The following is a 24504-nucleotide window of genomic DNA, read 5'->3' as shown; positions in this document are numbered from 1 at the left end:
ATGCTCAAGCACATTGCCACCTTCGAGTGGCGTTACCAGGTCAAGAGCCCGGTCTTCTGGGTCGGCTGCCTGATCTTCTTCCTGCTCACCTTCGGCTCGGTCACCGTCGATCAGATCCAGATCGGCGGCAAGGGCAACGTCAACGTCAACTCGCCCTTCGCCATCCTGCAGACGCTGGCGATCATGACGCTGTTCGCCACCTTCATCGTGGTGGCCATGGTGTCCAACGTGGTGATCCGCGACGACGAGACGGGGTTCGCGCCCATCCTGCGCTCCACCTCGATGGGCAAGTCCAGCTACCTGGTGGGCCGCTTCGTGGGCGCGGTGGGCGCCGCGCTGCTGGTGCTGGCCTCGGTGCCGCTGGCCATCATGGTGGGCGCCACCATGCCCTGGCTGGACGCCGAGAAGGTGGGTGCCTTCCACCTGGGCCACTACGCCTATGCGCTGTTCGCCTTCGGCCTGCCCACGCTGCTGATCATCTCCGCGGGCTTCTTTGCGCTGGCCACCGCGACGCGCTCCATGATGTGGACCTACGTGGGCGCGGTGGCCACGCTGGTGCTGTACTTCGTGATGCGCGGGCTGCTGCGCGATCCGCAGTACGACAGCATCGCCGCACTGGCGGATCCGTTCGGCCTGTCGTCGCTGAGCATCGCCACCAAGTACTGGACCGCGGCAGAGCGCAACACCCAGCTGCCGCCGCTCACCGGCGCGCTGCTGGCCAACCGGCTGCTGTGGAGTGGCGTGGCGCTGGCGCTGTTTGCGCTGGCCTACCGGCTGTTCCGCTTCGAACAGCGCGGCGCCAAAGGCAAGGCCGCCTCAGACAAGGCGGCCACGGAAGGCGCGTTGCCTGCACCCGCCGCCCGCCAGGTGCCGCTGGCCGCCCCGCGCACCGACGCATCCACCCGCCGGGCCCAGCTGTGGCAGCTGGTGCGCTTTGACATGGCCTTCGTGTTCCGCAGCCCGGCCTTCTTCGTGCTGATGGCCATCGGCGTGCTCAATGCCGGCGGCGCGCTGTGGTTCAGCGGCGAGGTGTACGGCAACGGCTCCTATCCGGTCACACGGCTGATGGTGCAGGGCCTGCTGGGCGCCTTTACGCTCATGCCGATCATCATGGCGATCTTCTACGCCGGCGAGCTGGTGTGGCGCGACCGCGAGCGCCGCACGCACGAGATCGTGGACGCCACCGCGGCGCCCGACTGGGCGCACCTGCTGCCCAAACTGCTGGCGATCACGGTGGTGCTCACGGCTGCCGCGCTGGTGGGCGTGCTCACCGGCATGCTGGTGCAGACCTTCAAGGGCTACACCCACTACGAGCTGTCGGGCTACCTGCTGTGGTTCGTGCTGCCGTCGACCATCGGCGCGGTGCTGCTGGCGGTGCTGAGCGTGTTCGTGCAGGTGCTGGTGCCGCAGAAGTTCATCGGCTGGGCGGTGATGCTGCTGTACATCGTGTCCACCATCGCGCTGGGCAACGCCGGCTTCGAGCACAACCTCTACAACTACGCCGGCACCCCGCCGGTGCCCTTGTCCGACTTCAACGGCATGGCGCGCTTCTGGGTGGGCCAGGCCTGGCTGCAGGTGGTCTGGGGCGCGTTTGCGCTGGTGCTGGCGGTGCTGTCGCATGCGCTGTGGCGGCGGGGTGCCACCACGGCGCTGAAGCCGCGGCTGCGCCAGCTGCCCCGGCGCCTGAAGGGCGGCGCGCTGGCGCTGTTGGGCGCGGGTGCGCTGGTGTGGGCCGGCAGCGGCGCCTGGGTGTTCTACAACACCAATGTGCTGAACCGCTATCTCACGGAACCTGAGCGCGAGGCGCTGCTGGCCGACATCGAGAAGGCGCTGCTCGCGTACGAGAAGGTGCCGCAGCCGAAGATCACCGCCGTGACGCTGGACGTGCAGGTCTACCCGCGCGACACCCGGGTGGTGACCAACGGCAGCTACCAGGTGGAAAACCGCAGCGGCGCGCCGATCGACACGCTGCACATCAACTGGTTCAGCATGCCGCTGAAGCTGGACTCGCTGGAGTTCCCCGGCGCCACGCTGGACAAGGAGTACCCGCAGTACCACTACCGCATCTACAAGCTGCAGCCCGCGCTGCAGCCTGGCGAAAGGCGCACGTTGAGGTTTGCCACCACCCTGCAGGAACGCGGCTTTCCCAACAGCGCGCCACTCACCCGCGTGGTGGAGAACGGCACCTTCGTGGACAACGCGGAGATCACGCCCGGCATTGGCATGAACCGCAACGTGCTGCTCACCGACCGCAGCAAGCGCCGCAAGCATGGCCTGCCCGCGGAGCTGCGTCCGCCCAAGCTGGAAGACGACAAAGGCCGCGAGCGCACACCTTTCCGCGCCGACAGTGACTGGGTGAGCGCCGACATCACGGTGACCACCGACGCCGACCAGACCCCGATGGCGCCCGGCTACACGGTGAGCGACACCACCACCAACGGCCGCCGCACCGTGCGCTTCCGCCCCGATGCACCGCTGAACCACTTCTTCTCCATCCAGTCGGCGCGTTACGCGGTGCAGAAGGACAGCTGGAATGGCGTGGACCTGGCGGTGTATTACCACCCGGCGCACGCCTTCAACGTGCCGCGCATGATGAGCGCGATGAAGCTGTCGCTGCAGATGTTCAGCGAGCGCTTCTCGCCCTATCAGTTCAAGCAGGCGCGCATCCTCGAGTTCCCCGGCTACGCGAGCTTTGCGCAGAGCTTCGCCAACACCATTCCGTATTCGGAGGACATCGGCTTCCTGTCGCACCACACCGACCCGGACAAGATCGACCTGGTCACCTACGTCACCGCGCACGAGATCGCGCATCAGTGGTGGGGCCACCAGCTGGTACCGGGCGACCAGCAGGGCGCCACCATGCTGGTGGAAAGCTTTGCGCAGTATTCGGCGCTGCTCGTGATGGAGAAGATGTATGGCAAGGAGCAGGTGCGCCGCTTCACCAAATACGAGCTCGACCGCTACCTGCGCGCACGCGGCGGCGAGGTGGTGGAAGAGCTGCCGCTGAACCGGGTGGAGAACCAGGACTACATCCACTACCGCAAGGGCACGCTGGTGATGTACTGGCTGCGCGAAGCGCTGGGCGAGGACACGGTCAACCGCGCGATGGCCAAGCTGCTGCAGCAATATGCCTTCAAGCCGGCGCCCTACCCGAACACCCGCGACTTCATCCAGCTTCTGCGCGCCGAGGCCGGGCCGCAGCATGACGCGCTGATCACCGACCTGCTGGAGAAGATCACCCTGCTGGATGTGAAGGTCACCGACGCGGTGGCGCACAAGCGCGCCGACGGCAGGTACGAGGTGAAGCTGAACGTGGACGCGCGCAAGCTCTACGCCGACGGCCTGGGCAAGGAGACGGAAGCGCCGCTGGACGAGCCCTTCGAGGTGGGCGTGTTCACGGTGGAGCCGGGCAAGGCCGGCTTCAAGGCCGAGTCGGTGTTGAAGGTGGAGCGCCAGCCGGTGCGCAGCGGCAAGCAGGTGCTGACGCTGGTGGTGGACAAGGCACCGGCGTTCGCGGGTGTGGACCCGTACAACAAGCGGATCGACCGGAACTCGGACGACAACCTGAAGCGGGTGGAGATGAAGTAGGGCGCTCAGCGCACCAGCAGCCGGTAGTCCGCCAGGTAGCCCACGCGCTCGGTCTTGCCGACCGAGGCGCTGGTGCAGCCGGCGGCCGGCGGCGCGACACCCCCTTCGGTGTTCAGGCGCTGGATGGCGCTCACCTTGCTGAACGTGCCATGCGGCCCGGTCGACTGCGTGGTGAGCAGCAGCCAGGGGATGGCACCCGGCTCCGGTGCATCCACCCTGGCCGCCACCTTGCCCACCAGCTTGCTGCCGTCGACCGACTCCCAGCTCGGGCCGGCGTAGTGGGTGCCAACCTTCTTGCCCGCACCGTCGAACAGCTCGGCCTCGGGCGCTACGAACACCCATTCGGTGGCGCCCGGGGCGTCCTTCCTGGCGCGGCATTCGTAGATCTGCACGCCCTTGGCAGCGAGTGTCATGAGCGCATGCTCGCCGCTGGCCGGCTTCAGCGCGGCGGGTGTGTCGTCGGCGGCAGGCCGGGCGGGGGGCCCGCCGGCACAGGCGGCGAGCAGCAGGGCGGGCAGGGTAAAAACAAGGATACGGGCGGTCATGGCAGGGCCTTTCTGCAGTGGATGCCTCACCTACGGAGCGGCGGCGCCGCGGGATGCAGGGCGCGTCTTACTGCGGCAGCACGTAACGCGTGCTCGGCCCCTTGCCGGTCTGCAGCAGCAGGCCGCGCTCGGCCAGCACGCCCAAGTGCTTCGACGCCGTGGCCGGGCCGACGGCGCACAGCTCGGCATAGCTGCTCTTGGTGATCGGCTCACCGTGCAGCAGGCGCGACAGCACTGCCGTGCGGCGTTCCTCGCTCAGCAGGTCGCCGGTGGCTTGGCGCCACAGGGTCGCCACCTTTTGCTCCCGCGTGAGCTCGCGGTCGAAGGTGCTGCGCAGCTGCTCAAAGTCGCCGGCGAAGCGGTCGCCCAGCGCATGCCGGTCGATCAGCGCGCGCGCGGCTTCACGCTCCTTGGCGGCAATCGCCAGGTAGGCGTTGGCGATCGCCAGATGGGCGCGCACATGGTCTTGCGGCGCCGCCGGCACGGCGAGCGCCGCGCGCTGGCGCTGCACTTCCGCCATCTCGTTGAAGTGGGCCGCGGCCTCCGGGGGCAGCAGGCGGTCATGGGCGCGGTCGGCGGTGGGGCCCAGGATGTCGACCTTGAGCTTGCGGGTGGCTTCGTCGGTGGCCGGATCGCTGTACCCCATGCCGAGCGCGAGAGCGGCCTGCGCGTGCATGTCGCCCAGCCGCTCGTCATCGGACGCCTGCGTCTCCTTGAAGCGGAAGTAGTAGGCCTCGGCCAGGTTGTAGTTCGCGCGCCAGACACCGAGCTTCAGGCTCGCTCGGATGCTGCGTTGCAGCGCCTGCTGGTACTCGGCGATAGCCTGCGTGTAGTCGGCCTGCCAGAAGTAGGCGACACCCAGGTTGAGGTGGGTGTTCGCCACGATCTCCGGCTCGACGTTCATCCGCGCCGCCAAATCGAGCACCTTGCGCGAGTATTCGATGGCGCGCGTAAAGTCCTTGGCGTCACCGTAGATCAGGCCCAGGTTGCTGTAGGTCTTCAGCACGGCCGTCTGGTCGCCCAGTCGCTCGTACAGGTTGAGCGCCCTGTGCTTGTGCTGGGCCGCGCGCTGCAGGTCGCCCGCTCTGCGCCAGTACTCGCCCCAGGTCTGTTCCAGCAATGCGAGCGCTTCTTCAGACACGCCACGCTGCTGGCGCATGGATTCGGCGCGGTCCAACACGGTGCGCGCGCGCGGGTCATTGCGCAGGAGGTACAGCCACGCCAGCTTCACCAGTGTGGAGATGTGCGCCTCCACAACTTCAGGCTCGCACGCCGCGCCATCGCCAAGGGCCGCCTCCCGCAGGAACTGAACGCTGTCCTCATAGCAGGCGAACGACCGATCCGGGTCGCGGGTTTCATGGAACCGGCCCATGGCGGCATACACGATGCCCAGCAGGAGCTTGTCCGGGCCGGCGCTTGCGATGCGCAGAGCCTGCTCGTAGCTACGGCTTTCCATGTCCTCGGCATGCCGAGTGCGCCACAGCGCGGCCTGCGCCAGACAGAGATCGAAGCGCTGCCGCGGTGTCAGGTTCAAACGCTCCAGCGCTTCGATCAACGCATCGGTCTCGGTCTCGCCTGCGAGGGCAATGGAGTCACGCCGCAGCACATGGATGAAGGCGGCCGCATCACCCGCCTGCAGCCAGTGCCACAGCGTGGAAGCACTGTCGCGCTCGACGCCGCCAGACAGCGCCTGGGCTCGATGCCAGGCGGCCCGCTCGGCATCACCCGACAACCGCAACCGTTCGTGCACATCCTGCTGCACCAGCGCCCGCAGTTCCAGCTGCTGGGGGCCGCTGGGGCGTTGCTCGCACACCCACTCGGCAAGCAGGCGCTTGCCCTTGTCCAGGTAGCGGTAGAAGGTGCTCGGCACCACGGACCACAGGCCGCACAGGTTGTCGGCGGCCGACTCTTCGGCGCGCCGGTGGTAACGGTCGCGGAAGTCCGGTACCGGCGCAAACCCGTAGTGACACATCACCGCGAGCATCGGCCGCCACCCGGTGCGGTGGATCCAGGCCTCGCGGTCGATGGCACTGAGCTCGGGCAGGTGATCCGGCCGCAGGCGCGACACCAGCCACCGCAGCCACAGGCCGGTGGCATCGGCCAGGCGGCGCTCGCCGTGCAGGCTGTCGCCGGCGGCACCCAGCACAGGGCCGAGGTAGCAGCGCACGAACCAACGGGTGAGGTGCGGTCGCCGGCGCAGCAGCGGCTCGAGGGTGCCCGTCTTGAAGGCCGCCAACGACTCGTCCAGCATCGCCTCCACCAGCCGCAAGGGCAGCCGGGCGCGGCCGGGGAGCGTCGCAGGGGACTGCAAGTTAGGGGGTGCGCTGGGCATGGTCCTCACGCATCGTCTGGCGATCGTCTGCGTTCGGCCGCCCTGGGCGGGCGATGCCCGCCTGTCAATGCGACCGCGCTCGATTTAGTGTATCGAGGCGGCATCAACGCGCGCATAACGCGCGCGCCGCAGTTGAAACATCCCATTGCCGAAGGAGAAGACCGTGGCCCTGCCGAACCTGCTGCCCCCTGACACGAAAAGCGCTCGCACCGAAGGGGTGACGCTTGCCGTCTATGCCCCCTTCGGCACCGACGAGGTGCTGAGCACCTTTCCCGACGGGCAGTCCACCGAGCTGGCGCAGCACCCGCTGTTCAAAAGCCTGCTGAAGGTGGCGGAAGCGGGCGTCCACGTGGCCGCGCTGATCGACCTGGTGGAAGACGACACCTACCTCGTCGAGATCCCGGCCGGGCAGCCCGCCGATGTGCGGGTGAGTTCGCGCTGGAAGGAGCAGATGGACTCGCCCCACACGCTCGCAGGCTTTCTGCGGACGGCGCACAGTGCACATCCGGAATCGGCGCTGGTCCTGGCGCTGGAAGGGCACGGCGCGGGCTTTCTGCCGGACATCGACCGCCGCAAGCTGACCGCCGCAGCGTTGACCCAGAACAATGTCAGCTGGCATGTCACTCCGGAGGGCACTTCACCCACCCTGCCAACCGGCGGCCCCTTGTTGCCGACCGGGGGGCCGTTGCTGCCCACCGGCGGCCCGCTGTTGCCGGCCAATCACATGCCCCTGTCCACCTATGGCCTTGGCGCCGCCCTCAAGAGCGCGCTCGACAGCGGCGTGCCGAAACTGGCCGCCATCCACTTCAACAACTGCTTCAACATGTCGGTGGAGGTGCTGCACACGGTGGCGCCCTATGCCGAGTACGCCACCGGGTACCTCAACTACAACTTCTTCACCTCTGGCGCGTCCTATCCGGCGGTGTTTCAAAAGCTCGCGCAGGCCGGCAGCGCCAGCGCCGAGCAGCTGGCGAAGTGGTTCGCCGATGAGAACCATGCCGCCCTGGCCGCCAAGGGCAATCACCCCACCGCCGGGGGTGTGGTCCAGCTCACCCGCATGCAGGAGATCGCCGAGCGCATCGACGACCTGGCCGACGCGCTGCTGTCGGCCCTTCGCACCGCCACCGGGACCGCCCGCCCGGCGGTGGTCAGCAAGATCCGCCACGCCATCCTGAAAGCGCAGCAGTTCGACACCGAGGCCACCATGGAGCTGGAAGCGCCCGACGAGCTGACCGACATCCTGAGCTTCGCCACCGCGCTGCTCGCTTTCGACTTCGGCCCGCACAAGGTGCACTCGGCCGCGCTCGCCTTGCAGCAGGCGCTCAAGGGCATCAAACGCTATGGCGACAACGACGCGCCCTGGCCGGCACCCACCGAGCGCTGGGACTTCTCCTCGCCCGCTCTGGCGATGAACATCTTCCTGCCGGACCCCACGCTGAGCGGCCTGTGGGACTGGCGCTCGCCCTATTACCTGGAGGTGAACCCCGACCCCACGCTGCCGCGGGTGCAGCCCAACATCATCGAATTCCTCAAGGTCACCGACTGGGTGGACTTCATCATCGAGTACCACAAGGAAGCCAAGTTCATTGGCCTGCTGCCCGCCATGATCCCCGAGTTCCCGGTGTTCAACGCCAAGTACGAGCCGCCGCGCAAGGGCGACACCCCGCGCGGTGACGACGGCTGCAACGGCAGCACTCCCAACGACCCCCCTTACAAGGGCGGCCCGGTGCCCCGCGCCTCCCGCTAGACACCCCCGCCTACTTCCACCCTCAACCCCTGCCCGGCGCCAGCCCGGCAGGGGTTGTTCTTTTGATCGTCTGCCCATCGTCTGACCTGCCCGCCACATCGCCGCCATCCACGCGTGGCGATGGGAACGCCCGAGGAATGCAATGCACCCCAAGCCGCAAGCCTGCGGTGCACCGCAACCCTCAGGAGGACTCTCAATGGCCATCACGATGCAAGGCGCCTGGACGATCCGGGTCAGCACCAAGAACGCCGCGCTGCCGCAGCGCTTCACCATCAGCGGCGCCACCACTGGCAACGGCACCTACACCGGCACGGTCGGCACCAGCGTGTTCGTCAGCGGCACGCAGTGGTCGATCAACATCCAGCACCAGCCAGCCGCGCAACCCTGGCGCGACTCGGCCCAGCGCATCGGCTTTCCCGGCGTGTCCGGCGGCCTGCTGCGCTTCGACATCCGCTCGAACGATTCGGGCGCTGACGCCGACTACGACGACCTGGTGCTCAGCTGCTCGCTGCCGGCCAGCGCGTCCGACTACGTGGTGTACGGCACCGCTAAGACCTACGCCGGCGCGTGCCTGTTCAACCCCTGCCGCAACGACTACATCGTCATCGATCCGCCCTACCACCTGCCCACGCTGTGCGAACGTTATCCGCAGCTGTGCAGCGTGATCGCCAAGCTGTACCCCGAGCGGCTGCGCGTGCCGCGCATCCCTCTGCCCGACCCGGCGCCCGATCTCACGCCCATCGTCATCCCCACCGGCCTGCCCAACATCGCGAACGGGCTGGTGTTCCAGTCACAGGCGCCGCGCATGGCCATGGCCGCCAGCGCACCCACACGCAGCGCTGCCAAGGCCGCGGCCGCCGACAGCGCCGAGGCCATCGACCAGCGCGAGGCCGAGGCTGTGAAGGCCCTGCAGACGAGCGTGCGGCGCACCGCCTTCAAGGCCAGCCCGATGGCCGCCGGCAGCGACCGCCTGACCAAGGCCGACATGGAGAACATCGCCGCCATCCGCGACATCGGCATCCGCTTCCGCTGCCATGTGGAGCGTGCACCGGGCCTGCTGCTGCGCTTCCAGGAATACGACCGCAGCTCGGCTGAAAAGCTGGGCGGCCCCTACAGCGGCAGCGGCGTGCGACAGGACCTGGGCCTGGCCGTCACCGACGAGCTGGGCAACTACATCTTCCGCTTCAGTCCCTCGCTGGCCGACATCGCCGAGGAAGCGGGTGACGTGGCCGCCGGCGAATCGCTGGCCGCGCAGCTGCGCCCCGACGTGATCGTGCAGGTGCTGGGCACGGGCCTGACCATGAGCTTCGAGACGGCGCCGTACAACAACGTCGCCAACCTGCAGCGCATCGACCTCTGCGTGCCCTACGACCGCGCCCACCCCAGCCGCGCCTGTGCCGGCGACCGGGTGATCCAGCGTGTGGGCGACGTGGTGGTGCTGCACAGCGCCTTGAGCGGCCACCCCAACACGCTGGACAGCGAAGGCCGCATCACCTGCCGCAACGCCAATGCGCCGCAGGTGGACTGCGCCGGCTGGCGCGGCGGCCTGCGCCTGTATGCCTGCTTCGGCCGGCCGGAGGCCGTGCACTACGCGGTGTTCTTCAAGCGCCCGGGTGATGCGCTGTGGCAGGCCGTCACCCAGGCGCATGCGCTGAACTGGATTCCCAACCTGGTGGCCGGCGGCACCTCGGTGGGCCCCACCCTGCGCAGCGTCAACCCCGGTGTCACCACCGCCAGCGGCAGCGGCACCCAGCTGGTGCCCACCTACGACAGCCACGAGGGCGACCTCAACTGGATCGAAAACGACCTCAAGCTCATCCTCGACAGCAGCCTCTATCGCCCGCAGGACGAGCCCGGCCCGGTGCAGTTCCACATCGAGGCCTACACCGCCGCCGGTGCGGTGGTGCCGGCCACGCAGGACACCATCACGCTGTACCTGCACAACCGCACCACCATCGCAGGCCGGCCGGGCAAAGGCGACATCGAGTCCATCACCATGGGCGCCACCACGCTGGGCGACTGCGGTCTGTTCGAGCTGGCCACGCCGAATGCGCCGCTGACAGTGAAGCACCGCGCCGTGGACCCGGAAGGTTTCCTGCACAGCTGGGCCCTGAGCGTCACCCGCGGCAACAACCATGCGGTGGACACCATCGTCGCCAGCGGCGTGGTGCCCAAGGCCTTTAGCGCGTCGGCCACGCCGTGTGACTTCACCGGCACCCGCGACGAAGCCACGGCCGACCTGCAGGACTACGTGCTCACCGCGCTGATGCCCAACCCCACCGGCGCGGACGGCCCCAACTGGCTGCCGCCGGGCCACGACTTCTGCGCCTTCGCTTTCACCCTCACCGCAGCCGACCGGGTGACCGACGGCCGCACCGCCTATCCGCAATCGGTGTTCTGGCAGGACCTGATCGGCCTGTCGGCCGCCGTGGAAACCGCCTGAAGGAGGACCTCATGGATGCTTATCTCTCCACCCTCATCGGCGCCCTGGCCACCTGGCGCGCCACCCACCTGCTGCATGCCGAAACCGGCCCCGCGCGTGTGTTCGAGCGCCTGCGCGCGGCCGCCGGGCAGGGCGTGATCGGGCAGGCGATCGACTGCTTCTACTGCCTGAGCCTGTGGGTGGCCGCGCCGGTGGCGCTGCTGCTGAGCCGCGACTGGGGCGAGCGCGCGCTGCTGTGGCTGGGGCTGTCGGCGGCCGCGATCGGGCTGGAGCGGGTGAACGGCCGCTGGACCGTGCCGGCCATCGCCAGCTACTTCGAGGAGGAGCCGCCGGCCGCCCTGCCCGAGCCCGCGCGCAGCGACCGCGTGGCCGACACGCGCGAGCGGGCCGGCCTGCACATCACCCACGTGCCCGACACCACCCACTGATTCACAAACCAGGAGGAGCCATGTGCAACTGTGGACCGCGGCGCCCCGGCGCCACACAACAACACCACCGCATGCCCGCCGCTGCACCGGCCGGCATGCCCCCCGTCTCCACCGCCGCCCGCCTCAAGCCGCTGTTCGAGTACGTGGGCGCCACCGCGCTCACCGTCATCGGGCCGGCCAGCGGGCTGCGCTACCGCTTCGACCGGCCGGGCGCCCGCCTGGCGGTCGACCCGCGCGACCGCATCGCGCTGGAAGCCGTGCCGCTGCTGCGGGCCCGGCAGGACGACCAGCGCCGCGCCGCGGCCTGATGTTCACAAGCCATTCAAGGAGTACCCCATGGCCAACGAGCTCATGAACTACAACGACCTGCCCTGCTGCCCGCAACTGGACCCGGCACCGGTGTGCGACGTGATCGACTTCCGCCGCCGCCTGGTGTTTGCCACGCCGGTGCGCGGCCCGCGCGAACAGCCGGTCAAGGTGGAGGTGGTGCTGCACACCCGCTTCACCCGCTGCCCCGGCCCGCTGGCGCTGGGCGAGATCGCCTACAGCACCACCTTGCTGCCCGGCGAGAAGGTGCGCCTGGCCACCACCGACCGGCGCAGCCGCTTCAGCTTCGACAGCGAATCCAAGCTGAGCTACCGCAGCGAGCAGATCAGCGAGGAGCAGTACCGCCTGCGCGCCCTGCGCGCCTTCATGTCCGACGAGAACGTGGTGGACCGCGGCAGCGACCACTACAGCGAACAAGGCAAGTGGGACTTCCATGGCGACGCCTCCGGCAGCCTGGGCTTCTTTTCCGCCAGCGCGGACACCAACGCACGCGGCAGCCACAGCGCGTCCAGCACGCGCGACTACCTGCGCGAGCACCGCGCGCATGCCGAGATGAGCGACCACCAGTCGGTGGAGGCCACCCGGCGCGCCCACAGCGTGAGCATCGGCGAGGTGCAGTCGCGCTCGCATGTGGAAGGCGAGAGCGAGGACCACTTCGAGTCCGCCTCGCGCGAGTTCGTCAACCCGAACAAGTGCCACGCGGTCACCTTCATGTTCTATCGCCTGAACAAGACGGAGACCATCCGCTTCGAGCTGGTGGCCGTGGAGCGCCGGGTGCTGGACCCGGCCACGCCCACGCCGGTGGCGGCCAACCCCTTCCGCTCCATGGGCCAGGTGGCCACCATCCCGCAGGAGCTGCCGGCCACCCATGCCAAGCGGGTGGAGACGCTGGACCGCGGCATCGAAGCCGACCAGCAGATGCAGCTGCAGGCCCTGGCCCCGCTGCCCGGCGGCGCACCGCGCGCGCTGCTGGGCAACCGCCTGACCACCGGCACCGCCTTGCTCAACGCGCTGGGCGAGGAGCAGCCCCTGCCCGATGACCTGCGCCAGCAGGCGCTGAAGTTCGTGGACGCCCAGCTGCAGCAGCAGGGCCTGCTCGGCCCCGATGGCCAGGTGTCGCGCGAGGTGCAGGAGCAGTTCGGCTACGAGCGCCGCACCAGCCTGCCCACCGCCGGCGTGATCGTGAAGAGCTGCATGGACGACTGCGGCATCTGCGAGCCCGAGGTGGAGCGCATGCACGAGCTGGAGGTGGAGCGCATGGCGCTGCAGAACGAGCTGCTCAAGCGCCAGATCGAGCTGCTGGACAAGAGCGCCGAGTACCGGTGCTGCCCGGCCGGCATGGCCGAGCCCACGCCCTGAGCGACCGTTTTTTGGGTGCGCCGCCGAACACATGGGCCCCGGCAGCGCACCGTTCACACGCGAGCGGGCCCGAACACTTCAGTGGAGAAAACAGCATGAATCACCTTGTCAAATCCCTCGCCACCGTGGCGGCCGCGGTCGCCAGCCTGCTGGTGCTGCCCAAGAGCGGCCATGCGGCCGAGGTGTACGCCAGCACGGTCACCAACCTGCTGCGTGGCACCGCGCCGGGCGACTTCTTCCCCGACTACTACGGCGGCTCGCTCACCGGCAGCTGGCCGGTGGTGCTGGACACGGCCACCGCGCAGGCGTCCATCCTGGGGGCGCCGGACGACCGCTTCCTCACGCTGCCGGGCGTGGGCGCGCAGCCCCCGGGCACCGCCTTCCTGGGCGCCTACGCCGAGCTGTCCTTCGGCATGAACTTCGGGGCCAACACCCAGCTGCGCATCTACGAGGTGGGCAACAACGCCGAGACGGCCGCCGTGTGGCTGTGGTTCCAGGACGGTGGTTTCCTGCAGCTGTCGGCCACCAAGGGCGACGACGCCGCGATCCTGCTCGACCTCACCCCCTATGCGGGGCTGCTGGCCGGGCATGGCGGCTCGTTCACCAAGGTGGGCATCGGCGGCATGGACGAAGCGGGCGCGAGCAAGGGCTTCGACCTGGACGCCGTGTCCATCCAGGCGGTGCCCGAGCCTGAAACCTATGCCCTGATGGCCGGCGGCCTGGGCGTGGTGGGTTGGATCGCGCGCCGGCGCCGCCCGGCCGCCGTGTAGGCGCATGCCCCAAGCTGCGTGTCGGCAACGTCCGACACGCATGCCGGTTGCCAGAAGGGCACAAAGCCATTCCGGTGACCATGACGGCAGACACCCCCCCACCCCAGCACGCCGATGACGGCAGCGGCCTGGCCGCGCGCCTGCTGCGGCTGTGGCCGGGCCAGGAACCGCAGTACTGCCTGCTGTGCCTGGACCCGGACGGCATCGTGGTGGGTGTGTCCGGCGCCACCGAGCCGGTGCTGGGCTACCCGCCCGGCGACCTGGTCGGCCAGTCGATCAGCCGTGTCTTCACCGGTGAGGACCTGGAGCGCAAATTCGACGAGCTGGAGCGCGACGTCGCCCGCAGCGTGGGCTATGCCGAAAACGACCGCTGGCATGTGCGCGGCGACGGCACGCGCATCTGGATCGGCGGTGCCATCACCGCCATCCGCGGCGCCGGCGGCGAGCTGCTCGGCTTCGTCAAGATCATGCGCGACCGCACCGACGTGCGGGCGCAGATCGACACCCTGGAAAACCGCGTGGGCGGCTTGCGCGCCACCCTGGAGCGCAAGGACCGGCAGCTCACCACGCTGGCCCATGAGCTCGCCAACCCGCTGAGCCCGCTGCTGCAGGCCTGCCACCTGCTCGGCAAGCCGGAGAGCGCCCACATCCAGCAGCGCCTGCTCGACGTCATCGGGCGCCAGCTCGACACCTTGCGCCGGCTCATCGGCGACCTGCGCGCGGCGGCCAGCCAGCACGCGCAGGCACCCACGCTGGCCCTGCAGCGCTTTGTGCTGCAGGAGCTGCTGGGCCAGGTGGTGGACGCCGGCCGCACCCAGGCCGGGGCTCGCGGCCAGTCGCTGGAGCTGCTGTGCACCGACGTGCCGATCTGGCTGCAGGCCGACCCGGCCCGGCTGTCCCAGGTGGTGCTCAACCTGCTCACCAATGCGCTGAAGTACACGCCCGCGGGCGGCCGCATCTGGGTCAAGGCCACGATCGAAGCCGACGACGCGGTGATCCGGGTGGAAGACGACGGTGTGGGCATCGCCCCCGAGATGCTGCCGCGCATCTTCGACCTCTTCACCCAGGAAACCGCCTCGCAGCACTTGTCCGAAGGTGGCCTGGGCGTGGGCCTGTCGGTGGTGAAGCAGTGGATCGACCTGCACGGCGGCACGGTGGAAGTGCGCAGCGACGGCCGTGGCAAGGGCAGCCACTTCACCGTGCGCCTGCCGCTGCGGCGCTGAGACATCCATCACGCCCGGCGCCCACCCGGGCGGGGCCGGTCTTCAGAAGCGGCAGGCGTTGCCGAAGGACTCTGCACCGCCAGAGCCTGAAAGGCCCCGCCCGTGCGCCGCAACACCCCCACCCGCCTTGCCGTCCGCCCCGACATCCGCAGCGCCTTCACCCGGCTGTGTGCACTGGCCGTGCTGGCCGCGGCCGCGCTGCATGCCGCGCCCGCGCGGGCGGCACTGTCGCCACTGGACGACACGCAGCTGTCCGAGATGCGTGGCCAGGCCCGGGACGAACAGCGCGACAACCGCCCGCCCGCGCTGCCGGTGGTAGGTGGCCTGTTGCGCCTGCTGCCGGCCGACCACCTGCACCTGTCGGTGCTGGACCGCGCCGCCTTCGAGGCGGCCCTGGCCGAACATGGCATGGCGCCGCTGGCCGCCGGGCTGTACGACGGCCGCCCGGTCACGCAAATCAGCGTGGACGGTGCACCGGTGAACGCCAGTTTCGAGGCCGGCGCGCTGCTGGCGCCGCTGGGCGTGCACTACCAGGGCCCCTCCATGGGCACCATCCAGATCAACGGCTTCGATGCCCGTGGCACGACGCTGTGGGTCTGGACCCACTGATTCCCTGCCTGTGCGCCTGCTGCATGCCTGCTGGCTGCTGCTGCTCGCCCTGCTGTGCGGGCAGGCGGCCGCTGCCGCACCCGTGGTGCTGCTGCAGCCGGGCGCCGGCCGCCTGAGCCTGGACGGCCGCTTCGAGCTGCTGGAAGACCGCCAGCGCCAGTTTGACGCCAGCAGCGTGCTGCAGGCCGGCACCGGCTGGGCCGCCGCGCCGGCGCAGCCGCTGAACCTCGGCCATTCGCCGTCGGCCTGGTGGCTGCACCTGCGCGTGGCGAATGCGGATGCCAGCGCGCCGCTGCAGCGCCTGATCGAGCTGGCCAATCCCCGCCTGGACCGCATCAGCCTCTTCGTGCTGCGCCAGGGCCGGCTGGGCGAGCAGCTGCACACCGGCGACCGCACGCGGTTTGCCACCCGGCCGGTGGCACATCACCAGTTCCTGTTCCCGCTGCTGCTGGCGCCTGCGGAAAGCGTGGACCTGCTGATCCGGCTCGACGCGCACGACGGCTACTTCGGCCTGGCGCCGCTGTCGGTCGTGGATGAAGCCACCTTGCAGCAAGACACCCAGCGCCACACCCTGCTGCTCGGGCTGTATTACGGCGGCCTGGGCCTGCTGCTGCTGTACCACCTGTGCCTGGTGGCCAGCACGCGCGAGCCCTCGTTCGTGCTCTACGTCGGCTACCTCGTCGCGCTGCTGGTGTGCCGCTTTGCCTTTGAAGGCCATGCGGCGCAGTACTGGTGGCCCGACCAGCCGCTGCTGGTGAACCAGGCGCTGCTGGTGGCCTATTCGGCCAGCGTGGTGCTGTTCGGCGCGCTGCTGCTGGTGAACCTGCGCGAGCACCTGGCGCCGCAGCCGCGCCTGCGTGCGGCCTGCTGGGCGCTGGTGACGCTGAATGCGTTGCCGATCCCGCTGGCGCTGCTGGGCCACTACAGCCTGACGCTCAAGCTCGCCATGCCCGCCACGCTGGTGGGCATCCTGCTCGCGGCGGTGGTGAGCCTGCGCGCCTGGCGCAGCGGCTACACCCACACCCGCTACTTCCTGGCCGGCACCGTGTGCATGTTGCTGGGCTTGCTGGTGGAACGCCTGACGCTTGAATCGGTGCTGGGCGGCCATGCACTGCTCAACTACGGCGTGGCCATCGGCTCGGTGCTGGAGGCGCTGTTCGTGGCGGTGGCGCTGGCCGACGGCATGAACCGGCTCAAGGCCGACAAGCTGCAGGCCGAACGCCTGGCGCGCGAGGCCGAGGTGCAGCTCAACGAGCAGCTGGGCCAGCTGGTGCAGGGCCGCACCCAGGAGCTGGAAAGCGCCAACCGGCGCCTGAACCAGCTCGCCATCACCGACGAGCTCACCGGCGCCCACAACCGGCGCCACTTCCAGCACGAGCTGGATTCGCTGGTGGCGCAGGTGCAGCGCAGCGGCGGTGCGATCGGGCTGTGCCTGTTCGACCTGGACCACTTCAAGGGTTACAACGACCACTACGGCCACCCGGCGGGCGATGAGGTGCTGCGCTGCGTGGCCGCCACCGTGCAGGCGACCTGCAAGCGCACCACGGACCGGCTGTTCCGCGTGGGCGGCGAAGAGTTCGCGCTGCTGATGGCCGGTACCGACCGCGAGCAGATGCAGGGGTTCGTGGAGCAGATCCGCCAGGCCATCGAAGCGCTGGACATGCCGCACGCCAAGAACCCGCGCGGCCTGGTCACCGCGTCCTTCGGCCTGGCCTGGTGCGCCCCGTCCGGCGGCGGCCGCGCCACGCCGGATCCCGCAGCGGTGTACCGCTTTGCCGACCAGCTGCTCTACCGCGCCAAGGCGGCGGGGCGCAACGTGACGGTGTGCGAGGTGTTCGTGCCCGCCGCCGCAGGCGCCGCCCTGGCCGGCACGCCCGCGCTGGCGCACTGAGGCTCAAGGTTTCCCGTACAGCACCATCTGCGTGCAGCGGAACAGAGCCATCGTCTTGCCGGTGTCGCGGTGCTTGACCACCGCGTCCCATACCTGCGTCGTCCTGCCCAGGTGCACGGGCGTGGCCGTGCATTCCACGATGCCCTCGCGCGCCGTGCCCAGGTGGTTGGACTTCAGCTCGACGGTGGTGAAGCCGCTCGCGCCTTCGGGCAGGTGCGCCACGCAGCCATAACCGGCGCAGGTGTCGGCCAGCGTCACCACGCTGCCGGCATGCAAAAAGCCGTTGGGCGCCATCAGGCTGGGTGTGACGGTGAGCTCGGCGCGCACCTCCGACGGCCCCACATGCGTGATGACGATGCCCAGGTGGCCGGGCAGGTTGTGCGCACCGCGCTGGTTGAACTGCTCAGGCGTGATCATGCAAAGCCTCCTCCCGCGCGGGGAGTTCGTGGGTGCTGGCGGTGATGCGGCGGCTCAACCGGCGTTGCCGGTGTGCGCGGGCGTGTCCGGCTCCGGCGGGCCCACCTTCAGCTGGTTGTTGACGCAGGTGACACCGGCCACCTCGGAGGCGGCCTTCACCGCGGTGCGGATCGCCTCCTCGCTGGACAGGCCGCCCCACAGCATGGCGACGCCGCCGGTCACCTTCACGTTCACCTTCTCGCGGAACAGGGCCTTGGTGAACTGCAGCTTGCTGGCCACCTTCATGGTCAGGGCCTCGTCGCGGAAGAAGCTCGCCTCTGCGGGTGAACAGGCCGCCGCCGGCCTGGCCGGGGCGGACGGCGCAGCGGCCGGTTTGGCGGCCGCCTTGGGCGAGGCCGCAGCCGCGCTGCCCAGCGCGAGCGCGGCCAGCAGCGCAGCCGCAGCCTGGCGAAACACCGGCACGTGTGCGGCCAGGGACTGTGTGCTCAAGCTCATGGGATGTCGGTCCGGCGGCGGGTGCGCCCGGTTCGCCTTACTTCTTTTTCTTGCCGCGCTCGGGCACCACCGTGGTGACGGTGGGCATCACCGCGCCAGGCGAAATCGGCTTGGCGGGGGTGGTGTCCTTCTTCGGCTTCTTGGCTTCCTTGCCGCTGCGTTGGCCCTTGGGCATGAGGTCTCCTCGGTGATGCTGGGATCGGGCCTCGATGGTAGTCGGTCCGCTGCGCTGGTTCAGCCTGCAGCCAGCCCGGCATCCCCCTCGGTGAAGGCCCGCATGCGCAGGTCCACCTCCGCAATGGCAGCGTCCAGGGCGGCCATCCGGGCGGATTCTTCGGGTGTGAGCGGCATCTGCAGCGAATGCCGGTGCTTGTAGGCGCGGCCGCCCAGCTGCGCCATGAACTGCGAGCGCGCCTCCTGCGCGTCGCGCAGCTCCTGGCAGAGCGCGCGCCAGGCGGCGTCACGCACCAGGGGCATCGGCATCGAGGAAGCCGGGCTGTCGGCCAGCGCCAGAGAGGATGGGGCCGTGGTCATGGCAAGCTTCTGTAGAGTGGCAAAGGCGCTGCGATACCGCTGCAGCTGGCGAGAAAGGGCAAACGGCGTGCCGCACCACCTGAAATACCTGCGCGGCTATGCGCCCCACCTGCTGGCGCAGGTGGACCAGCTGCTCGACGCGGGCCGCCTGGGCGACAGCCTGCGCCAGCGCTATCCGGTGGGCCACGAGGTGCGCACCGACCGCGCGCTCTACGACTACGTGGCCGCGCTCAAGAGCGAGCACCTGCGCAACGCCGAGCCGATCGCCAAGGTGGCCTACGACAACACCCTGCACATCATCCAGAACGCCCTGGGCACCCACACCACGGTGTCACGGGTGCAGGGCACCCGGCTGAAGGCCAAACGAGAGATCCGCGTGGCCAGCCTGTTCAAGCAGGCACCCGCGCCCTTCCTGAAGATGATCGTGGTGCACGAGCTGGCGCACCTGAAGGAGCGCGAACACGGCAAGGCCTTCTACGCGCTGTGTGAGTACATGGAGCCGGCCTACCACCAGCTGGAATTCGACGTGCGGCTGTGGCTCACCGCGCTGGAGCTGGAGGGAAAGCAGCACGGCGGCTGAATGCCCGTTCAGCCGGGCCGGCCAAAGCCCTTGTCCACCCAGGCCTGCGCACTGCTCGCGTTGAGCTTGAAGTCCGGCCGCACCCGCACACGGGCCAGCGAATCACCGGCGGCATCGCTGGCCGCCAGCCAGGCATGCGGATCGTCCTCGTCGGGCACGATGTCCAGCGTGACGCTGATGCGCTCGCCGTCCAGCGAGGCTTCCACGCGCTTGTGGTGCAGCGCATGCAGGTGCTGCTCGTGCCGGCGCACCACCTCGCCGGCCGTCTTCACCAGTGTGAGGAAGGCCGCCTGGTCCAAGGGCTTGGGGTTCTTCTTGTCGCGCCCCATCGTCCAGGGGCCGACCAGGGCCGGCTCGGGCTCGCCGTCCTTGACCATCTCCACCGCCCAGCCATCGTCGTCCTCGTTCTTCACGACGCGGGCGGTCCAGCCGTTGTCGCGCCACAGGCGCGGTTCGTGGATGACGTCGGGGGTGTCGGTGTCGTCGTGCGCCATGTCGTGTGTCATCACCGCATCCTAGCCTTCAAGCCGGCCCACGCCGGCTGCGCCACTGCCCCGGCGTGACACCTTTCCAGCGCTGGAACGCCCGTGTGAACGCCGCCTGGTCTGCGTACCCCAGCAGCAGCGCGATCTCGGCCAGCTTCAGGCGCGGGTCGGCGAGGTAGGGCTCCACCAGCTGCTGGCGGGTGCGCTCCAGCACGGTCTGGAAGCCGATGCCGGCGGCGCCCAGGCGGCGCTGCAGGGTGCGCGCGGACGTGCGCAGGCGCTGGGCGCAGGCGGCCAGGCTGGCCTGGCCTTCGGGCAGCAGGCTGGCGATGGCCTGGCGCAGCTCGGCTTCCAGCGCATCGCGCGGCGGCAGGCGGCCCAGCAGCTCGCGGGCCTGCGCCTCCAGCAGCTCACGCAAGGCATCGTCGTGCTGGCGCAGTGGCTGGGCCAGCAGCGCCAAGGGCAGGCGCACGATGGTGGTGGGTGCATCGAACGCCACCGGGCAGCGAAAGAAGGTTTCGTAGGGCACGCTCGAGGCCGGCGCCGGGTTGATGAAGCGCACACACAGCGGCGCGGCATCGGGCAGGGCGGTGATGTTGCGCGCATACCCGATCAGCGCGGCCAGGGCGCACTCGTCCACCAGCTGGCCAGGGCGGCCGGCTTCATCGCCCCACTCCAGCACCACCGCATCGGCCTCCATGCGCAGCTGGCCGGCGTTCACGTCGTACACCAGGCGCTGGTAGTCGCGCAGCCGCATCAGCGCCTCGCCCAGATTGGCGCAGCACAAGGTCAGGTAGCCCAGCAGGCCGAAGTGGGCCGGCGCGATCTGCGCACCCACGGCCAGCCCCATCGCCGGCTCGCCCAGTGCTTGCTGGGCCTTGTCGAGCAACGTTGCCCACTGCGTGACCGGCACGCGCGCCAGGCCGTTGCCACCGGGCTGCGGCGCCGGCTCGCCCAGCAGCACGGCCGCGTCCAGGCCCCGGCGCGCGAGGAACTCGTACAGCAGACCGACGTAGGTGGTGGAAACCGCGCCCTGCATGCGGGGGAGCCCTCGTGTGTTTGGCGCGAATTATCAAAGCCTGGGCCTCGCGCGATCAAGAACATGCCTGGCGCGCTGCCCACAATGCCTTGCCATGAGCGACCTGAACTCCATCGTGCACCGCATCGAGCAGCTGCTCGCGCCGCTGGGCCCGGACGTGAACTGGCTGCAGGTGGTGCTGGTGGGCATGACGCCGCTGTTCCTGGTGGGCATGGCGATCGAATGGCGCGTGCTGCAGGGCCGCGGCCAGCGCCGCGACGTGGGCTGGCGCGACGTGATGACCAACCTGAACCTGGGCGGCGCCTACCAGCTGTTCGAGTTCATCGCGCATGCCTTCGTGTTTGCGGCGGCGGTGAACTGGTTCTGGCGCCATCGCCTGTTCGACATGCCGGTCAACGGCTGGACGATCGTGCCCCTGTTCGTGCTGCAGGAGTTCTGCTATTACTGGTTCCACCGCACCAGCCACCGGGTGCGCTGGTTCTGGAGCGCACACATGGTGCACCACTCCGAGGAGCGCATGAACATGAGCACCGCGCTGCGGCAGAGCCTGCTCTACGCGGTGACCGGCTGGTGGCTGTTCTTCATGCCGATGGTGCTGCTGGGCGTGCCGCCGGCGGTGGTGTTCGTGCTGTACGGCTGCAACCTGTCGTACCAGTTCTTCATCCACACCGAATGCGTGGGCAAGCTGCATCCGTGGATCGAATACTGGTTCGACACACCCTCCAACCACCGCGCCCACCATGGCCGCAACCCGCAGTACATCGACCGCAACTACGGCGGCGTGCTGATCGTGTTCGACCGCTGGTTCGGCACCTATGTGGAAGAGCGCGAGCCGGTGGACTACGGCGTGGCAGTGCGGCCGGTGCACAGCCGCAACCTGCTGGTGATCAACTTCCACGAGTTCATCGCGATGTGGCGCGACGTGCTGCGCCCCGGCCGCCTGAGCGACCGGCTGAAGCACCTGTGGAAGCCGCCTGAGTGGACGCGGCCCTGACGGCTGGGCGCCCGCGCCGGCTACGGATCCAGCTGCATCAACGGCGCCTTCGCCATGTCGGCGTCAAAGCCCATCAGCACGCTCGCCAGCTCGAGCTTGCGCCACAGCGGCGCCGGCATCTCGAGGATGGCCTCGGGCGTGCGGGCCTGCGCGATCCACGCGCCGATCTCGGCATGCTGATCGGGCGTGAGCAGGTGAAGGTCCAACATGTCGTCCAGCGTCTGCATGGTCTCGCCCCTCCCCGGCGCTTGGGCTGGCCGGCGCTCGGAATCGCTGGCCTCACCCGTCCTGCAAGCACATCTGGTGCCTGCATGGCCCGATTCAAGCACGGGAGCGCCCGGGGCAGCCCCGGGCCGGCAAACCAAAGCGGCGGCGCGCGTGACGCCTTGCCCATCGCCACCCGCCGCCACACCTGGCGGCTGTGACGGCGGCGCGGCCTGTCAGGCCTGCCGCGGCATGGGCACCGCATACGCGAGCGGCCCCAGCGCCGCCTGGATGCGCTGCAGCTGCGCATCGCTCACCAGGCTGGCCAGCATCTGCTGGAAGCGCGGCTCCAGCGCACCCGAGACGATGTACTGCCAGCGGTAGGCCTTGAGGAAGGTGCTGCGCACCGCTTCGCCTTGCGCGCCGGTGGGATCGATGTCGCCCACGTGCAGGAAGTAGGCCGCATCGGCTTGCGCCTGCGCCTGCAGGATGCCGTCGATGCCACCGACCAGCGCGATCAGGTCCGCCACGCCGGCATCGCGCTCGCTGTCGCTGGCGAGCTTGTTGTCCTCGCGCGCCCACTCCAGCTCGTCGATGATGGCGTGCTGCGATTCCTCCTTCCAGTGGAAGAGGAACACGTCCTTGAACAGCGGCGACAGGTCCGCGGCGGGCTCGATGCTCGCGCGGTAGTGCGCCTGCGAGAACAGTTCGATGTGGCAGGTGAGCGCCAGCACCGCCCAGGTGCTTTTGCCCAGCACGAAGCTCGCCACCTGGTTGGCGTCGATGTCGAAGCGGTAGCCCGGCGGCATGCGCGCGGCGGCCAGCTGCTCGATGCGGCGGAACAGCGCCTGGTGCTTCAGCTCCTCGTCGGTGAAGCGCACGATCGCCTCCAGCGCGGTCTGGTCGCCCAGCCAGTGGTCGCGGCTCACCTCCAGCATCTTGGCGCCGATGTAGCGCTCCACCAGGGCGAACATGTTGGCGTAGGTGCGGCCCTGCACCTGGCTGAAGAAACGGCGCTGCGCCGCGCTCAGGAAGGGCAGCTCGTTGGCCAGCGACAGGCCCTCGGGCAGGAAGGTCTGGCCGATGTCGAACTCCCGCCCGCGGATCACGTCGCGGTCGATGTCCCAGCGGATGCGCTTGGACACCTCGATGGTCTTGGCATAACGCTCGGTGGCACTCGCGTTGTGGGTGGTGGTGGGGGCAGCAGTGGCTTGCATGGTGGCTCCTCATGAACGGCTCGTCGTGACACTCGACGCCACTGCATCGTGGTGCCGCGCCGCCACCGGCGCATGAGGCAGCTGTCCCGCCACAGCCCCAACAGCCTAGGGGGATGCCTGGGGCGCGTGTCCCACGCGTGGCACGATGGCCCATGGCTTTTTCGCCTGCTCCCCTGGCGCCGCGGCCGCCGCAGCAGCAACTGCGCTTCTGCACCTCGGCCGACGGCAGCCGCATCGCCGTGGCCTGCATGGGCCACGGCCCGCCGCTGGTGCGCACGGCCCACTGGCTGAGCCATGTGGAGCGCGACATCGACAGCCCGGTGTGGCGGCCCTGGCTCACCGAGCTGTCGCGCCACCACACCTACATCCGCTACGACCAGCGCGGCTGCGGCCTCTCCGACCCCGAGGTGCGTGGTTTCTCCCTGGACGCCTGGGTCGCCGACCTGGAGGCGGTGGTGGACAGCCTGGGCCTGAGCCGCTTTCCGCTGATCGGCATGTCGCAAGGCGGCGCGGTGGCCATTGCCTACACCGTGCGCCACCCCGAGAAGGTGTCGCACCTGGTGCTGATGGGCGCGTACGCGCGCGGGGCGCTGCAACGCGCCACCAACGATGCGGAGCGCCTGGAAGCCGAGACCCTGGTGAACCTCATCCGCGTGGGCTGGGGCCGCGACAACGCCGCCTTCCGCCAGCTCTTCACCAACCAGTTCATCCCGGGCGGCACGCCGGCCCAGCACGCGTGGTGGAACGAGCTGGAGCGCCTGACCGCCACACCGGAGAACGCCGCGCGCACGCTGGAGGCCTTCCACCGCGTGGACGTGAGCGCGCTCGCGCCTCAGCTGCGTGTGCCCACGCTGGTGATGCATGCCCGCGGGGATGCGCGTGTGCCGTTCGAGGAAGGCCGGCGGCTGGCGGCGCTGATCCCGGGTGCGCAGTTCGTGCCGCTGGACAGCAGCAACCATGTGCTGCTGGACACCGAGCCGGCCTGGCAGCCGTTCCTGCAGGCGCTGCACGCCTTCCTGGGCGCGCCATCGACGGCGGACTCGCCGCAGGCCACGAACGAAGCGGCCCTCACACCGGCCGAGCACGCGGTGCTGCGCCTGCTGGCCCAAGGGCTGGACAACGCCGCCATCGCGGCCCAGCTTGGCAAGAGCGAAAAGACGGTGCGCAACCAGGTGTCCAGCATCTTCGACAAGCTCGATGTTCACACCCGCGCCCAGGCCATCGTGCGAGCGCGCGACGGCGGGGCACCAGGCGCCTGAGGCTGTCACCCCTCTGTC

The 24504-nt window shown here is 69.5% G+C and carries 23 protein-coding genes; 13 read left to right on the top strand and 10 right to left on the bottom strand.

Annotated elements, in window-relative coordinates:
- On the top strand, positions 1–3588 hold the full coding sequence (locus VPH43_RS16835) for an ABC transporter permease/M1 family aminopeptidase (RefSeq protein ID WP_328578884.1): 3588 nt from the start codon (positions 1–3) through the stop codon (positions 3586–3588).
- 5 nt (positions 3589–3593) lie between these two features.
- On the opposite strand, the gene VPH43_RS16830 is transcribed toward VPH43_RS16835, so the two are convergent.
- Positions 3594–4133, bottom strand: coding sequence for a DUF3455 domain-containing protein (locus VPH43_RS16830; RefSeq protein ID WP_328578883.1), 540 nt, complete (start codon positions 4131–4133; stop codon positions 3594–3596).
- A gap of 67 nt (positions 4134–4200) precedes the next feature.
- Positions 4201–6444 carry a tetratricopeptide repeat protein gene (locus tag VPH43_RS16825; RefSeq protein WP_328578882.1) on the bottom strand — a complete coding sequence of 748 codons (2244 nt, stop codon included), beginning with the start codon at positions 6442–6444 and terminating at the stop codon, positions 4201–4203.
- A gap of 184 nt (positions 6445–6628) precedes the next feature.
- On the opposite strand from VPH43_RS16825, the gene VPH43_RS16820 reads away from it, so the two are divergent.
- The 9 genes from VPH43_RS16820 (at position 6629) to VPH43_RS16780 (ending at position 17262) form a co-directional block, all read left to right on the top strand.
- Positions 6629–8212 carry a clostripain-related cysteine peptidase gene (locus tag VPH43_RS16820; RefSeq protein ID WP_328578881.1) on the top strand — a complete coding sequence of 528 codons (1584 nt, stop codon included), beginning with the start codon at positions 6629–6631 and terminating at the stop codon, positions 8210–8212.
- Between the two features lie 196 nt (positions 8213–8408).
- The gene (locus VPH43_RS16815; RefSeq protein ID WP_328578880.1) at positions 8409–10655 is read left to right on the top strand and encodes a hypothetical protein; all 2247 of its coding nucleotides are present in this window, start codon (positions 8409–8411) and stop codon (positions 10653–10655) included.
- A gap of 11 nt (positions 10656–10666) precedes the next feature.
- Positions 10667–11083 carry a hypothetical protein gene (locus tag VPH43_RS16810; RefSeq protein WP_328578879.1) on the top strand — a complete coding sequence of 139 codons (417 nt, stop codon included), beginning with the start codon at positions 10667–10669 and terminating at the stop codon, positions 11081–11083.
- 71 nt (positions 11084–11154) lie between these two features.
- Positions 11155–11391, top strand: coding sequence for a hypothetical protein (locus VPH43_RS16805; RefSeq protein WP_328578878.1), 237 nt, complete (start codon positions 11155–11157; stop codon positions 11389–11391).
- 28 nt (positions 11392–11419) lie between these two features.
- Entirely contained in the window at positions 11420–12769 is a 1350-nt protein-coding gene (locus VPH43_RS16800; RefSeq protein ID WP_328578877.1) for a hypothetical protein, read from the top strand.
- Positions 12770–12864: 95 nt separating this feature from the next.
- On the top strand, positions 12865–13539 hold the full coding sequence (locus tag VPH43_RS16795) for a PEP-CTERM sorting domain-containing protein (protein ID WP_328578876.1): 675 nt from the start codon (positions 12865–12867) through the stop codon (positions 13537–13539).
- An 80-nt stretch (positions 13540–13619) separates the two neighbouring features.
- The gene (locus VPH43_RS16790) at positions 13620–14762 is read left to right on the top strand and encodes a PAS domain-containing sensor histidine kinase (RefSeq protein WP_328578875.1); all 1143 of its coding nucleotides are present in this window, start codon (positions 13620–13622) and stop codon (positions 14760–14762) included.
- A 102-nt stretch (positions 14763–14864) separates the two neighbouring features.
- Positions 14865–15371 carry a hypothetical protein gene (locus VPH43_RS16785; protein WP_328578874.1) on the top strand — a complete coding sequence of 169 codons (507 nt, stop codon included), beginning with the start codon at positions 14865–14867 and terminating at the stop codon, positions 15369–15371.
- Between the two features lie 10 nt (positions 15372–15381).
- Entirely contained in the window at positions 15382–17262 is a 1881-nt protein-coding gene (locus tag VPH43_RS16780; protein ID WP_328578873.1) for a diguanylate cyclase, read from the top strand.
- A 3-nt stretch (positions 17263–17265) separates the two neighbouring features.
- Here VPH43_RS16780 and VPH43_RS16775 read toward each other — a convergent pair whose 3' ends face one another.
- Genes VPH43_RS16775 through VPH43_RS16760 form a run of 4 tightly spaced genes read right to left on the bottom strand, consistent with a single transcriptional unit; the run spans position 17266 to position 18708 of the window.
- Positions 17266–17679 carry a PaaI family thioesterase gene (locus VPH43_RS16775; RefSeq protein ID WP_328578872.1) on the bottom strand — a complete coding sequence of 138 codons (414 nt, stop codon included), beginning with the start codon at positions 17677–17679 and terminating at the stop codon, positions 17266–17268.
- A gap of 54 nt (positions 17680–17733) precedes the next feature.
- A complete protein-coding gene (locus VPH43_RS16770) occupies positions 17734–18174 on the bottom strand; it encodes a BON domain-containing protein (RefSeq protein ID WP_328578871.1) in 441 nt (146 codons plus the stop codon).
- Between the two features lie 37 nt (positions 18175–18211).
- Positions 18212–18349, bottom strand: a complete 138-nt coding sequence (locus VPH43_RS16765) for a hypothetical protein (RefSeq protein ID WP_328578870.1) — start codon at positions 18347–18349, stop codon at positions 18212–18214.
- A 59-nt stretch (positions 18350–18408) separates the two neighbouring features.
- On the bottom strand, positions 18409–18708 hold the full coding sequence (locus VPH43_RS16760) for a hypothetical protein (protein ID WP_328578869.1): 300 nt from the start codon (positions 18706–18708) through the stop codon (positions 18409–18411).
- A 67-nt stretch (positions 18709–18775) separates the two neighbouring features.
- On the opposite strand from VPH43_RS16760, the gene VPH43_RS16755 reads away from it, so the two are divergent.
- Positions 18776–19288 carry a M48 family metallopeptidase gene (locus VPH43_RS16755; protein ID WP_328578868.1) on the top strand — a complete coding sequence of 171 codons (513 nt, stop codon included), beginning with the start codon at positions 18776–18778 and terminating at the stop codon, positions 19286–19288.
- Positions 19289–19296: 8 nt separating this feature from the next.
- Here the strand turns inward: VPH43_RS16755 and VPH43_RS16750 are convergent, their stop codons facing one another.
- Together VPH43_RS16750 and VPH43_RS16745 are read right to left on the bottom strand one after the other, a co-directional pair.
- A complete protein-coding gene (locus VPH43_RS16750) occupies positions 19297–19794 on the bottom strand; it encodes a hypothetical protein (RefSeq protein WP_328578867.1) in 498 nt (165 codons plus the stop codon).
- Between the two features lie 16 nt (positions 19795–19810).
- Positions 19811–20812: an AraC family transcriptional regulator gene (locus VPH43_RS16745; protein ID WP_328578866.1), complete on the bottom strand. Its 1002-nt coding sequence runs from the start codon at positions 20810–20812 to the stop codon at positions 19811–19813.
- A gap of 94 nt (positions 20813–20906) precedes the next feature.
- On the opposite strand from VPH43_RS16745, the gene VPH43_RS16740 reads away from it, so the two are divergent.
- Complete coding sequence (locus VPH43_RS16740) at positions 20907–21806, top strand: sterol desaturase family protein (protein ID WP_328578865.1); 900 nt, start codon at positions 20907–20909, stop codon at positions 21804–21806.
- A 20-nt stretch (positions 21807–21826) separates the two neighbouring features.
- On the opposite strand, the gene VPH43_RS16735 is transcribed toward VPH43_RS16740, so the two are convergent.
- Both VPH43_RS16735 and VPH43_RS16730 read right to left on the bottom strand, forming a co-directional pair.
- Complete coding sequence (locus VPH43_RS16735; protein ID WP_328578864.1) at positions 21827–22033, bottom strand: hypothetical protein; 207 nt, start codon at positions 22031–22033, stop codon at positions 21827–21829.
- Positions 22034–22246: 213 nt separating this feature from the next.
- Positions 22247–23227, bottom strand: a complete 981-nt coding sequence (locus VPH43_RS16730; RefSeq protein ID WP_328578863.1) for a hypothetical protein — start codon at positions 23225–23227, stop codon at positions 22247–22249.
- A gap of 152 nt (positions 23228–23379) precedes the next feature.
- Between VPH43_RS16730 and VPH43_RS16725 the strand changes: the two genes are divergently transcribed.
- The gene (locus tag VPH43_RS16725; protein WP_328578862.1) at positions 23380–24486 is read left to right on the top strand and encodes an alpha/beta fold hydrolase; all 1107 of its coding nucleotides are present in this window, start codon (positions 23380–23382) and stop codon (positions 24484–24486) included.
- Positions 24487–24504 lie beyond the last annotated feature (18 nt).

The organism is Ideonella sp. BN130291 (assembly GCF_036231905.1).
In the GTDB taxonomy this organism is placed as follows: Bacteria; Pseudomonadota; Gammaproteobacteria; order Burkholderiales; family Burkholderiaceae_C; genus CAMLIZ01.
Note: the sequence above shows the minus strand (reverse complement) of the source record. Positions and strands in the feature narration are given on the sequence as shown.